Raw genomic sequence first — 12370 nt, 5'->3', positions numbered from 1 at the left:
CGCGTCAGCCGCCGATCGCGCTCATCGGGCGGTCTGGCTGCAGGAAGGACGGGTCGTCGATGTCGTGCCCGGCCTTCTTGCCCGCCAGGCAGCGCCGGTACGCGTCCGCCAGGGCGGCGTCGACGTCGGCCGCGGGTGTGGGTCGCTCCGGGGCGGTCGCGCCGATGCGCAGCGCCTGGCCGGGTCCGACACCGAGCTCGGCGGGCGGCTGCTCGGAGCCGCGCAGCAGGTCCCGCACGTTGGTCTCCGTCTGCGAGAACAGGCACGCGCGCAGCTGTCCGTCGGCCGTGAGGCGCAGCCGGTCGCACGCGCCGCAGAAGGGCGCGGTCACCGACGCGATCACGCCGACCGTGGCCGGTCCGCCGTCGACCGTCCAGAGCTCCGCGGGCGCGGCCCCGCGGCCGGGCACCTCCTCGAGCGTGAACGCCGCACGCAGCCGGCCCAGGATCTCCGCCTGCGTCACCATCTCCGCGCGGTCCCACGTGTGGCCGGCGTCGAGCGGCATCTGCTCGATGAACCGCATCTGGTAGCCGCGCTCCACGGCGAACCGCGTCAGGGCGACCACCTCGTCGTCGTTCACCCCGCGCATGGCGACCGCGTTGATCTTCACGGGGTGCAGCCCGGCGGCGTCGGCGGCGGCGATCCCGGCGAGCGTCTCCACCAGCTTGTCCCGGCGCGTCAACGACAGGAACTTCGCGCGGTCGAGGGTGTCCAGGCTGATGTTCACGCGGGACAGGCCGGCGTCCTTGAGGTCGGAGGCCAGTCCCGGCAGGCGCAGGGCGTTCGTCGTCAGTGACACCTCGGGGCTGCCGGAGGGACCGGTGAGCGCGGTCAGCCGCCGGACGACGTCGACGATGTCCACCCGCAGCAGCGGCTCGCCACCGGTCAGCCGGATCTCGGTGATGCCCAGGGAGACCCCGACGCGGGCGACGTGCACGATCTCCTCGGTGCTGAGCATGGTGCTCCGCGCGAGCCACGGGACGCCCTCGGCGGGCATGCAGTAGGTGCACCGCAGCGAGCAGCGGTCGGTCAGCGAGATGCGCAGGTCGCGGTGCACGCGCCCGAACCGGTCCACCAGCTGCTCGGTCATGTCATCCCCACCCACACGTGCGAGCCGTCCCCGAGGACCTCACGCTTCCATACCGGCAGCTCGGCCTTGACGGTCTCGACGAGCGCGCGGCACGCCTCGAACGCCTCGGACCGGTGCGCGGTGGCCACTGCCGCCACGATCGCCGCCTCCCCGACGGCCAGGTGCCCGACGCGGTGGCTCACCGCGATGCCGAGCACGTCGTCGGTCACGGCCTTCTCGACGATCTCCCGCAGGACCGCCTCCGCGGACGGGTGCGCGGTGTAGTCGAGCCCCACCACCCGGCCCTCGACCGACGGGTCGTGGTCGCGCACCAGCCCGACGAACGTGGCGACCGCTCCGGCGCGCGGGTCGCTGACATGTTCCACGTGGAACTGCAGGTCGAGCGGCTGGTCGACGACGCGGGCGATCACGAGTGGTCACCGCCGCTGAGCTGGTCGAGCACGTGGTCGACCAGCGGGAGGAGCACGTCGAGCCCCTCGGTGACCCCGCCGGGCGAGCCGGGCAGGTTGACCACGAGCGATCCGCCGTCGGTGACCCCGGCGACGCCGCGCGAGAGCACTGCCGTCGGCACCGTCCACGCGCCGTCCCGGCGCAGCAGCTCGGCGATCCCCGGCAACTCGCGGTCGATCACGGCACGGGTGCCCTCGGGGGTGCGGTCCCGCGGGCCGACGCCCGTCCCACCCGACGTGAGCACCAGCCGAGCCCCTGCCGCGAGGGCGGTGCGCAGGGCACCCTCGACCGACTCCGCCCCGTCCGGCACCACGGTCACGTGCACCGGGCGGAAGCCGGCGTCCAGCAGCCGGGACGCGGCGGCAGGGCCGGACGCGTCGGGCCGGACGCCCGCAGCGGACCGGTCCGACACCACGATCACCGTCGCGGGGCGCGGGGGCGTCTGCACCGGGCCAATCTACGCACGCGAACCCGCCGCGTGGACGTCCGCCTGCTCCCTGGACAGCGCCCGGTACGCTGGCCCCACAACTTCACACGCTGCTCGAACCGCGGCGGGAGAGCTCCCGCACCTGGTTGCGGGGCGCCGAAGGAGCAACCCTCCCCGGGAATCTCTCAGGCCCCTGTACCGCCACGGCGAGGCAACTCTGGAAAGCGGACCGACTCCTCTCGGGGAACAGGTCCCACCGACGGTGCAAGCCGGCGCGCCCCGACAGGCGGACCGGCAAAACTCTCAGGTTGCGCACACCTGCGCAGATGACAGACGGGGAGCCCACCCACCGTCCCGGCACGTCCGGACGACCCTGCGGAGCAGCCCGTGACCGATCTGAGCCAGTTGCACGACGCCGTCGTCCACGGTGTCCCCGCCGTCCACCTGGACACCAGGTCCGACGCCGTCCCGTTCACCAGCGTGGAGCACACCCCGGCCGCCGAGGTCTTCGCCGACCGACACATCGGCCCCCGCGGCGGCGAGACCGCGCACATGCTCTCGGTCGTCGGCTACCACTCGCTGGACGACCTCGTCGACGCCGCCGTCCCCGCGAGCATCCGCACCGACCGCCCGCTGGACCTGCCCGCCGCGCGCTCCGAGGAGGAGGTCCTCGCCGCGCTGCGCACGATCGCCGGCAAGAACCGCGTGATGACGCAGATGATCGGCCAGGGCTACTCCGACACGATCACCCCCGCGGTGATCCGCCGGAACGTGCTCGAGTCGCCCGCCTGGTACACCGCCTACACGCCCTACCAGCCGGAGATCTCGCAGGGCCGGCTCGAGGCGCTGCTCAACTTCCAGACGATGGTCACCGACCTCACGGGCCTGGACCTGGCCAACGCGTCGCTTCTCGACGAGGCCACCGCGGTGGCCGAGGCGGTCGCGCTCATGTGGCGCGCGGCCCGCGGCAAGACCGGCACGGTGGTGCTCGACGCCGACCTGTTCGGCCAGTCGCTCGCCGTGACGCTCGGCCGCGCCGAGGCGATCGGCCTGCCGGTGGTCGTCGCGAACCTCACCGACGGGCTCCCGGAGATCGAGGGCGACCTCATCGGCGTGGTCGTGCAGCAGGTCGGTGCCTCGGGCCGCGTGCGTGATCTCCGTCCGGTCATCGAGGCCACGAAGGCCCGCGGCGGGCTGGTCACCGTCGCCGCCGACCTCCTGGCGCTCACCCTGCTGACCTCCCCCGGCGAGCTCGGTGCCGACGTGTCCGTCGGGTCCGCGCAGCGCTTCGGCGTCCCGCTGTTCGGCGGTGGACCGCACGCCGCGTTCATGGCCGTCCGGAACGGCCTCGAGCGGATGCTGCCGGGCCGGCTGGTGGGCGTCTCCATCGACGCCGACGGTGCCCGCGCCTACCGCCTCGCCCTGCAGACGCGCGAGCAGCACATCCGCCGCGAGAAGGCGACGAGCAACATCTGCACCGCGCAGGCGCTGCTGGCGATCGTGGCGTCGATGTACGCGGTCTACCACGGGCCCGATGGGCTCCGGGCGATCGGCGAGCGCGTGCACGCCCGGGCGGCGGGCCTCGCGGAGCTCCTGGGCGGCGTCGGCGTCACGGTCGAGCACGACAAGTTCTTCGACACGGTCCGCACCGTGGTCCCCGGCAAGGCGCGCGAGGTCGTCGCGCAGGCGGCCGAGGCCGGCGTGAACCTGTGGGCGCCCGACGACGACCACGTGCAGGTCGCCTGCGACGAGCGCACCACGGACGACCACCTGCTCCAGATCGTGCTGGCGTTCGCGGCAGCCGGGACGACGACCCTGGAGCAGGAGGACGGGACCTACGCGTTCGGGTTCCTCGGCACCGACGGCTCGAACGCCCTGCCCGCGCAGCTCCGCCGCAGCACCGCCTACCTGACGCACCCCGTCTTCCACCTGCACCGGTCCGAGACTGCGATGCTGCGGTACCTGCGCCGCCTCTCCGACAAGGACCTGGCGCTCGACCGCACGATGATCCCGCTGGGCTCGTGCACCATGAAGCTCAACGCCACCGCGGAGATGGAGCCCATCTCCTGGCCGGAGTTCGCAGGAATCCACCCGTACGCCCCCACCGACCAGACCGAGGGCTACGCGGAGCTGGTCACGGAGCTGCAGGACTGGCTGGCGGAGATCACCGGCTACGCGGCCGTCTCCGTGCAGCCGAACGCGGGCAGCCAGGGCGAGCTGGCCGGCCTGCTCGCCATCCACGGCTACCACGCGTCGCGCGGCGATCAGCGCGACGTCTGCCTGATCCCCGCGTCCGCGCACGGCACCAACGCGGCGTCGGCAGCGCTGGCGGGCATGCGCGTGGTGGTCGTCGCCACGGCCGACGACGGCTCGATCGACCTGGACGACCTGCGCGCCAAGCTGGAGAAGCACGGCCCGACGGTCGCGGCGATCATGATCACGTACCCCTCGACGCACGGCGTCTACGAGGAGGGTGTCCGGACGGTCTGCGACCTGGTGCACGAGGCGGGCGGGCAGGTCTACATCGACGGCGCCAACCTCAACGCGCTCGTCGGGCTCGCCCGTCCGGCCGAGCTCGGCGGCGACGTGTCCCACCTCAACCTGCACAAGACGTTCTGCATCCCGCACGGCGGCGGCGGTCCCGGCGTCGGACCGGTCGCGGTCGCCGCGCACCTGGCCCCGTTCCTGCCCGGGGACCCGACGCCGACGGCCACCCGGAAGGGGACAGCCCCGGTCAGCGCGGCGCCCTGGGGCTCGGCCGGCATCCTGCCGATCTCCTGGGCCTATGTCGCCCTCATGGGACCGGACGGGCTCACGGCGGCCACCGAGACGGCCGTCCTGGCGGCGAACTACCTGGCCACCCGCCTGTCGGGCCACTTCCGGGTGGTCTACACCGGCCCGAACGGCCTGGTCGCGCACGAGTGCATCCTCGACCTGCGGGACATCACCAAGGAGACCGGGGTGACCGCCGAGGACGTGGCCAAGCGCCTGATGGACTACGGCTTCCACGCGCCGACCCTGTCCTTCCCGGTGGCCGGCACACTCATGGTGGAGCCCACCGAGAGCGAGGACCTGGCCGAGCTGGACCGGTTCGTCGACGCGCTGGTCTCCATCCGCGGCGAGATCGACGCCGTGGAGGCCGGCCGCTGGCCGATCGCCGACTCCCCGCTGCGCAACGCGCCGCACACCGCCGCCGCGCTCAGCGCGAACACGTGGGAGCACGCGTACGACCGCGAGCTCGCCGCCTTCCCCGTGGCGGCGCTGCGCGAGGGCAAGTACTGGCCGCCGGTCCGCCGCATCGACGGCGCGCACGGCGACCGGAACCTCGTGTGCTCGTGCCCGCCCGTCGAGTCCTACGCCGAGTGAGAGAGACCACCGTGAGCGACACACTGAGCCCGCTGCACGACGAGCACGTCGCCCTCGGCGCGGCCCTCACCAGCTTCGCCGGCTGGCAGATGCCCCTGCGCTACACCAGCGACATCGCCGAGCACACCGCGGTCCGCACCGCGGCGGGGCTGTTCGACCTGTCGCACATGGGCGAGATTGGGGTGACCGGTCCGGACGCCGGTCGATTCCTCGACCACGCCCTCGTCGGCAACCTGTCCACGCTGAAGCTGCTGGGCGCGCGCTACACCATGATCTGCGCCGAGGACGGCGGTGTGGTCGACGACCTCATCGTGTACCGGGACACCGAGGACACGTTCCTGGTCGTCGCCAACGCGTCCAACCACGAGACCGTGCTGGCCGAGCTCGCCGAGCGGACCGTGGGGTTCGACGTGACCGTCGAGGACCGCTCCCCGCAGACCGCCTTGATCGCGGTCCAGGGCCCCCGCGCCCTGGAGATCCTGCGCGCCACGGAGGGCCTCGCCGAGGCGGGTGTCGACGCCGAGACGCTCAAGTACTACGCGGCCATGCCGATGACGTTCCGCGGCGAGCCGGTCCTGGTCGCGCGCACCGGGTACACCGGCGAGGACGGCTTCGAGTTCTTCCTCGACGCCGCGCTCGCCCCCGCCCTGTGGCAGGCGTTCCTCGCGGCCGGCGAGCCGTTCGGGCTGGTCCCCGCCGGCCTGTCCGCACGCGACAGCCTCCGCCTGGAGGCCGGCATGCCGCTGTACGGCAACGAGCTCGACCGCACGACCACCCCCCACGACGCCGGCCTCGGCAGGGTGGTCAAGCTCGACAAGGTCGACGCCGACGGCCACCCGTTGCCGTTCGTCGGCCGGACCGCCCTCGAGGCCCGCGGTCGGTCCGAACCGGCCCGCGTTCTCGTCGGGCTCGAGGGCCTGAGCCGGCGGGCCGCCCGACACGGCTACCCCGTCGTGCTCTCGACCGCCGCCGACGCCCCGAGGATCGGTACCGTCACCTCCGGAGCGCCCTCCCCGACGCTCGGCCACCCCGTGGCGATGGCCTACGTCAGCCCCGAGGTGAGTGCCCCGGGGACGGAACTGGCGGTCGACGTGCGAGGACGGCTCGAACCGGTCCGCGTCGTCGCTCTTCCCTTCTACCGCCGACCCCGGTAGACCAAGCCCTAGCGAAGTACCGACAGGAGCGAACCATGTCCGCGGAGCTGCCCACCCACCTGCACTACACGATCGAGCACGAATGGCTGGATGACGGCGCCCCGGCGACCGTCGGCATCACCGGGATCGCGGCCGACGCGCTCGGCGACATCGTCTACCTCGAGCTCCCCGCCGTGGGCGAGGAGATCACCGCCGGCGCGGTGGTGGGCGAGATCGAGTCGACCAAGTCGGTGTCGGAGCTCTACTCGCCGGTGTCCGGGACGGTGGTCGAGGTCAACCAGGCCGCCGTCGACGACCCGTCGGTGGTCAACTCCGACCCGTACGGAGCCGGATGGCTGCTCAAGGTCGACGTGACGTCGGCCGGGCCGGTGCTCACGTCCGAGGAGTACGCGGCGCAGAACGCCGGCTGAACCCTGCGGGCAACACCGCCGTTACACAGACGTCATGTTCGCTCGTTCGTGACTACCCCATCCGGGTGAAAACTCGCTGGCGCCCACACGTCCGGCGTATCTAGCGGAGCGATCGACGTTCATTGTGGGTGGCACGCGCGAATCGGCGCATGGCGGGGGGGAACCCGCGCATGAGGAGATTGCTGGAAGTGGCGTCATGGCTCACGACCAGCCCTCTCTCATCCGGTACGCAGCCCACAGCGTGGTCCGGACCCACTGGATCACGCAGCACACCGGAGGACATCATGAGCATGTTGGAGACGAGCAGGTCCGTCGGCCTGACGAACGACGCACTGACGCGCCGCGAGCGGGTCGTCCTGGCGGAGCTCGCCGAGGACGTCACCCTGGAAGAGATCGCGACCCGGCTCTTCGTGACGCGCAACACCGTCAAGTCGCAGGTCCGCAGCGTCTACCGCAAGATCGGCGCCTCGACGCGTGCCGAGGCCGTCGCCTGGGCGATCGAGCACGGCATCCGCTGACCGTGCCCCGACGGCTCAAGACACCGGGCCGTCTCCCGGTCCGCCGGTCCGCGTCCTGCGGGCCTGGCAGACTCGCCGCATGAATCCTCCCGTGCTCGTCGTGGCCGCCGCGATCGTCGACGACCTGGACGACCCACGTGAGCTGCTCGCTGCCCGTCGGGCAGTGCCGGCACGACTGGCCGGACGCTGGGAGTTCCCCGGCGGCAAGGTGGACGGCGACGAGACGCCCGAGGACGCCCTGCACCGCGAGATCCGCGAGGAGCTGGGCGTGCGCATCGGCCTCGGTGACGAGGTGGTCGGTCCGGACGACGGCATGTGGCGCCTGTCGGACGAGTACGTGATGCGTCTCTGGCTGGCCGAGGTGGTCGAGGGCGCGCCGGAGCCGCTCGTCGAGCACGACGAGCTGCGGTGGCTTCCGGTGCACCAGTGGCACGACGTGCCGTGGCTCGACGCGGACGTGCGCATCGTGGACAGGCTGGCGAGCCTGACCGTTCGGTCGAGCCAGCGCGGCTGACCGGCTGGGGCGTCAGCTCACCAGCGGTGGTTGGCGTTCTTCATGCACACCTGGCCGGTCCCGCGGCAGAAGCTGCACTCGCCCGACCAGCGCTTGCGACCGGCCCCGTCGCAGCGCTCGCAGATCTGCACGGCACCGCTGCACTCGTCGCACTTCGTCACGTCTGTCTCCCCATACATCGTTGTACGCGCCTGCCCTCGCGGGGCCTGCCTCCGAGAGATCGGCACGTCCCGGGGGTCGACATGAGCCCTCGAGCAACCGCCTTTGGTCACGAATCGGTTGCGACGCGGGAGGTCAGCCGCCGAGACCGCGTGCGAGCCGGTCCACCGCCTCGGTCAGCGTGGACGTCGAGGCCGCCAGGTTCAGGCGCACGAACCCGGCCCCCTGCGCACCGAAGGTCGGCCCCGAGCTGACCGCCACGCGTCCGCGCACGAGGGCGAGCCGCGCGGGATCCTCCCCCGCCCGGACCGCGGGCACCGCGCGCAGGTCGATCCACGCGAAGTAGGTGCCGGCGGGTGGTGACCAGCGCGCGGCGGGCAGCCGGTCGGCGAGCAGGCGCGACACCAGCTGCTGGTTCTGGGCGAGCCCGCGCAGGAGCTCGTCCAGCCACGGCCCGCACTCCCGGTACGCGGCCGTCTGCGCGATCGCACCCAGGTGGCTGACGCCGTGGCCGACGATCACGGGCAGCCGTGCGAGGTCCGCCACCGCGTCCGGCCCCGGCACGGCCACCGCCGAGCGGAGCCCCGCCAGGTTGAAGGCCTTCGACGCCGAGTGCAGGGCGATCGCGTCGGGGATCTGCGTCGTCGTCGGCACGAAGCGGTCGGGCCCCTCGACCACCAGCGGCGCGTGGATCTCGTCGGCCACCACCCGCACGCCGTGACGGCGGGCCAGCTCGCCGACCGCCCGCAGCTCCTCGGCCGTGTGCAGCGTCCCCGTGGGGTTGTGCGGATGGCACAGCAGGTAGGCCGCGCGACGCCGGCCGGTCGTCGCCTGGCCGAACGCGTGGTCCAGGGCGTCCAGGTCGAGCCGCCCGTCCGAGCCCAGCGGTGCGTCCACCACGGCGCGGTCGGCCGACCGGACGAACGACGTGAACGGCGGGTACACCGGCGGGTTGATCACGACCGCGTCGCCGGGACCCGTCAGCAGCCGCAGGACCTCGACGGCGCCCGTCATCACATCGGGCAGCGTCCGCGTGCCGGCGACGTCCACCGTCCAGTCCCACCGCTGCGCGGCGAACGACGCCATCGCCTCCGCATACCCGTGGCCGGACGGGTAACCGGTGTCGCCGCGGCGCATCGCGTCCGTGACCGCGTCGATCACCGGCTCGGACTGCGGGACGTCCATCTCGGCGACGAACAGCGGCAGGACGTCCGGCGGGTAGTGCCGCCACTTCTCGCTGGTGCGGCGGCGCAGCTGGTCGAGCGGGACCCGGTCGAAGATGGTCGTCACCCGCACGACCGTACGTCGGCGCGTTCTCCGACCGCGAACGGGCCGCACACATCTGGCACTCTCCACCCGAGAGTGCTAGAACATTGCTCGTAGCCATCCGGTGCGGACGGAGCACCGGAGCAGACCACGGCCCCGGGCGGTCCGGGGCCCGCATCGAGGAGGTGAGGGGCGTGGCTACGCGTATCGACCCGTTCCAGGAGATCGACCGCCTCATGGGCCAGGTGTTCGGTGCCCAGGCCGGACGCGCGGCGGCGACCATGCCGATCGACCTGTACCGCGACGGTGACCACTACGTCCTGCACGTCGACCTGCCGGGTGCCGACCCGGGGACGATCGACGTCAACGTGGAGGACCGTACGCTGACCATCCGCGCCGAGCGCACCGCCCGCACGCAGTCCGACGTGCAGTGGGTGGCCAAGGAACGGCCCGCCGGCACGTACGCACGGCAGCTCATGGTCGGACAGGGCCTGGCGCTGGACAACATCTCGGCCACGTACAACGACGGCGTGCTCACGCTGACGATCCCCGTCGCGGAGGAGGCCAAGCCGCGCCGCATCGAGGTGCAGCACGGCTCCACCGCGCAGCAGTCGATCGAGGCCTGACGCCGGACGCACGACGGCCCCGGCCCCCCGAGGGGTGCCGGGGCCGTCTGCTGTGCTCAGAGCGTCGCGCGGACGGCCCGGGTGGCCGCGAGGATGTGCTCCAGGGAGGGCACGACCTCCTCGTAGCGGCGGGTCTTCAGGCCGCAGTCGGGGTTGACCCAGAGCTGGTCGACGGCGATGGCCTTGACCGCCTCGGTGAGCAGCTCCTCGACCTCCTCCTCGCTGGGGACGCGCGGCGAGTGGATGTCGTAGACGCCCGGGCCGATCCCCCGCGGGTAACCGGCCGCGGAGATGTCCCCGAGGATCTCCATCTTCGAGCGCGCGGCCTCGATGGAGGTCACGTCCGCGTCCAGGCCGTCGATCGCGCCGATGATCTCGCCGAACTCCGAGTAGCACAGGTGCGTGTGGATCTGCGTGTCCGGGCGGACCCCGGCCGTGGCCAGCCGGAACGAGCGCACCGACCAGTCGAGGTAGGCGGCGTGGTCCTCGACCCGCAGCGGCAGGAGCTCGCGCAGGGCGGGCTCGTCCACCTGGATCACGGCGATGCCGGCGGCCTCCAGGTCGGCGATCTCGTCGCGCAGGGCCAGGCCCACCTGGTTGGCCGTGTCACCGAGCGGCTGGTCGTCGCGGACGAACGACCACGCGAGGATCGTCACCGGCCCGGTGAGCATGCCCTTGACCGGCTTCTGGGTGAGCGACTGCGTGTAGGCCGACCACTCGACCGTGATCGGCTTCGGCCGCGAGACGTCGCCCCACAGGATCGAGGGGCGGGTGCAGCGCGAGCCGTAGGACTGGACCCAGCCGTTCTGCGTCACGGCGAACCCGTCCAGGTTCTCCGCGAAGTACTGGACCATGTCGTTGCGCTCGGGCTCGCCGTGCACCAGCACGTCGAAGCCGATCTTCTCCTGCAGCTCCACGACGCGGCGGATCTCCGCCTTCATCTCCTCGTCGTACTGCGCCTCCGTCAGCTCACCCTTGCCGAACGCCGCACGGGCGGTGCGGATCTCGGTGGTCTGCGGGAACGAGCCGATGGAGGTGGTCGGCAGCGGCGGCAGGTTCAGCCGGGCGGCCTGGGCGACCTTGCGCTCGTCGAACGAGCCGCGGCCGAACGCGTCCTCGCCCAGGGCGGCGACGCGGTCGCGGACCTCGGGGTTGACGACGCCGGGCGCCGTGCGGCGCGAGCTGACGGCGTCGGTGGCCGCGAGCAGCTGCTCGTGGATGGCCTCGCGGCCCTCGGTCAGACCCTCCGCCAGGGTGACGACCTCGACCACCTTCTCGTCGGCGAACGCGAGCCACGTCTTCAGGCCGGCGTCGAGGTTCGGCTCGTCCGTGAGCGTGTGCGGCACGTGGAACAGCGACGTCGAGGTGCCCACGGTGACCGCGGCCGCGCCGAGCCCCTCCAGCTGCTCGAGGATCGCCAGCTTGGCGTCGAGGTCCGCGCGCCAGATGTTGTGGCCGTCGATGACGCCGGCGACCAGGGTCTTGGTGGACAGGCCCGGCACCGTCTCGGTGGGCGCGTGGCCGCGGACCAGGTCGATGCCGATCGCGTCGACGTCCGTGGCGGCGAGCACGGGGAACGCCGCGCCGAGGTCGCCGTAGGGCGCGGCGACGAGGATCGCCGGGCGCTCGGGCTGGGTCAGCTCGGTGGCCAGCGCGCGGTAGGCCTCGATGACGGACGCGAGGAGCTGCTCGGCCGGCACGGCGACCGAGTCGGAGACCAGCGCGGGCTCCTCCAGCTGGACCCACGTGGCACCCGCCGCGGCGAGGTCGCGGAGCAGCTCGGCGTAGACCGGCAGCAGGTCCGGCAGGCGGTCGATCGGGGCGAAGCCCTCGGGGGCGTCCTCGGTGGCCTTGGCCAGTGCGAGGTACGTCACCGGGCCGACGATCACCGGACGCGTGAGGACGCCGTCCGCGAGGGCCTCCGTGAACTCCCGCACGGGGCGGTCGCTGGCGTAGCGGAACACCGTCTCCGGGCCGATCTCCGGGACCAGGTAGTGGTAGTTGGTGTCGAACCACTTGGTCATCTCGAGCGGCAGGTCGTCGCCGCGGCCGCGGGCCACGGTCGAGTACCCCGCCAGGTCGAGGGCGCCGTCGGCACCCACCACGTCCGCGAAGCGGGCCGGCACGGCGCCGACCACCGCGGTGGCGTCGAGCACCTGGTCGTAGAAGGAGAACGCGCTGGGGATGGCCGGCACGTCGGTGGCCAGGCCGAGCTCGGCCAGGCGCGTGCGGGTGCGCCTGCGCAGGTCGGCGGCGGTCGCCTCGACCTCGTCGGCCGACGTCCGTCCCGCCCAGAACGCCTCGAGGGCCTTCTTCAGCTCGCGGCGCGGGCCGATGCGGGGGTAGCCGAGCACGGAGCTGGCGGGGAAGATCGGGTGGGTCTCGCTCAT

Annotated in this window: 12 protein-coding genes and 1 riboswitch; of the genes, 6 read left to right on the top strand and 6 right to left on the bottom strand. The window is 72.7% G+C overall.

Annotated features, from left to right (window positions below):
- Positions 1–4: 4 nt before the first annotated feature.
- Genes moaA through RYN42_RS02195 form a run of 3 tightly spaced genes read right to left on the bottom strand, consistent with a single transcriptional unit; the run spans position 5 to position 1988 of the window.
- Positions 5–1090: a GTP 3',8-cyclase MoaA gene (moaA, locus tag RYN42_RS02205; protein WP_315093340.1), complete on the bottom strand. Its 1086-nt coding sequence runs from the start codon at positions 1088–1090 to the stop codon at positions 5–7.
- Positions 1087–1500: a molybdenum cofactor biosynthesis protein MoaE gene (locus RYN42_RS02200; protein WP_315093338.1), complete on the bottom strand. Its 414-nt coding sequence runs from the start codon at positions 1498–1500 to the stop codon at positions 1087–1089. The genes moaA and RYN42_RS02200 overlap by 4 nt, the downstream gene beginning before the upstream one ends.
- Positions 1497–1988 carry a MogA/MoaB family molybdenum cofactor biosynthesis protein gene (locus RYN42_RS02195; RefSeq protein WP_315093337.1) on the bottom strand — a complete coding sequence of 164 codons (492 nt, stop codon included), beginning with the start codon at positions 1986–1988 and terminating at the stop codon, positions 1497–1499. The genes RYN42_RS02200 and RYN42_RS02195 overlap by 4 nt, the downstream gene beginning before the upstream one ends.
- Before the next feature lie 94 nt (positions 1989–2082).
- Positions 2083–2178: riboswitch (glycine riboswitch) on the top strand.
- A 269-nt stretch (positions 2179–2447) separates the two neighbouring features.
- On the opposite strand from RYN42_RS02195, the gene gcvP reads away from it, so the two are divergent.
- The 5 genes from gcvP to RYN42_RS02170 all read left to right on the top strand — a co-directional run bounded on the left by gcvP (position 2448) and on the right by RYN42_RS02170 (position 7929).
- A complete protein-coding gene (gene gcvP, locus RYN42_RS02190) occupies positions 2448–5333 on the top strand; it encodes an aminomethyl-transferring glycine dehydrogenase (RefSeq protein ID WP_315093461.1) in 2886 nt (961 codons plus the stop codon).
- Positions 5334–5344: 11 nt separating this feature from the next.
- Entirely contained in the window at positions 5345–6487 is a 1143-nt protein-coding gene (gene gcvT / locus RYN42_RS02185) for a glycine cleavage system aminomethyltransferase GcvT (protein ID WP_315093336.1), read from the top strand.
- A gap of 35 nt (positions 6488–6522) precedes the next feature.
- Positions 6523–6897 (top strand): glycine cleavage system protein GcvH, encoded by a 375-nt coding sequence (gene gcvH, locus RYN42_RS02180; RefSeq protein WP_315093335.1) that lies wholly within the window; start codon positions 6523–6525, stop codon positions 6895–6897.
- A gap of 284 nt (positions 6898–7181) precedes the next feature.
- Positions 7182–7415 (top strand): LuxR C-terminal-related transcriptional regulator, encoded by a 234-nt coding sequence (locus RYN42_RS02175; protein ID WP_315093334.1) that lies wholly within the window; start codon positions 7182–7184, stop codon positions 7413–7415.
- A gap of 79 nt (positions 7416–7494) precedes the next feature.
- Positions 7495–7929, top strand: a complete 435-nt coding sequence (locus RYN42_RS02170) for a (deoxy)nucleoside triphosphate pyrophosphohydrolase (protein WP_315093332.1) — start codon at positions 7495–7497, stop codon at positions 7927–7929.
- Between the two features lie 17 nt (positions 7930–7946).
- Here RYN42_RS02170 and RYN42_RS02165 read toward each other — a convergent pair whose 3' ends face one another.
- Both RYN42_RS02165 and RYN42_RS02160 read right to left on the bottom strand, forming a co-directional pair.
- The gene (locus RYN42_RS02165) at positions 7947–8090 is read right to left on the bottom strand and encodes a hypothetical protein (protein ID WP_315093330.1); all 144 of its coding nucleotides are present in this window, start codon (positions 8088–8090) and stop codon (positions 7947–7949) included.
- A 133-nt stretch (positions 8091–8223) separates the two neighbouring features.
- Positions 8224–9378, bottom strand: coding sequence for an aminotransferase class I/II-fold pyridoxal phosphate-dependent enzyme (locus RYN42_RS02160; RefSeq protein WP_315093328.1), 1155 nt, complete (start codon positions 9376–9378; stop codon positions 8224–8226).
- Between the two features lie 170 nt (positions 9379–9548).
- Between RYN42_RS02160 and RYN42_RS02155 the strand changes: the two genes are divergently transcribed.
- Complete coding sequence (locus tag RYN42_RS02155; RefSeq protein WP_315093325.1) at positions 9549–9980, top strand: Hsp20/alpha crystallin family protein; 432 nt, start codon at positions 9549–9551, stop codon at positions 9978–9980.
- Between the two features lie 56 nt (positions 9981–10036).
- Here RYN42_RS02155 and metE read toward each other — a convergent pair whose 3' ends face one another.
- Complete coding sequence (metE, locus tag RYN42_RS02150) at positions 10037–12370, bottom strand: 5-methyltetrahydropteroyltriglutamate--homocysteine S-methyltransferase (RefSeq protein WP_315093324.1); 2334 nt, start codon at positions 12368–12370, stop codon at positions 10037–10039.

Origin of the sequence: uncultured Cellulomonas sp. (genome assembly GCF_963527515.1) — a bacterium.
Lineage (GTDB): Bacteria > Actinomycetota > Actinomycetes > Actinomycetales > Cellulomonadaceae > Cellulomonas.
Note: the sequence above shows the minus strand (reverse complement) of the source record. Positions and strands in the feature narration are given on the sequence as shown.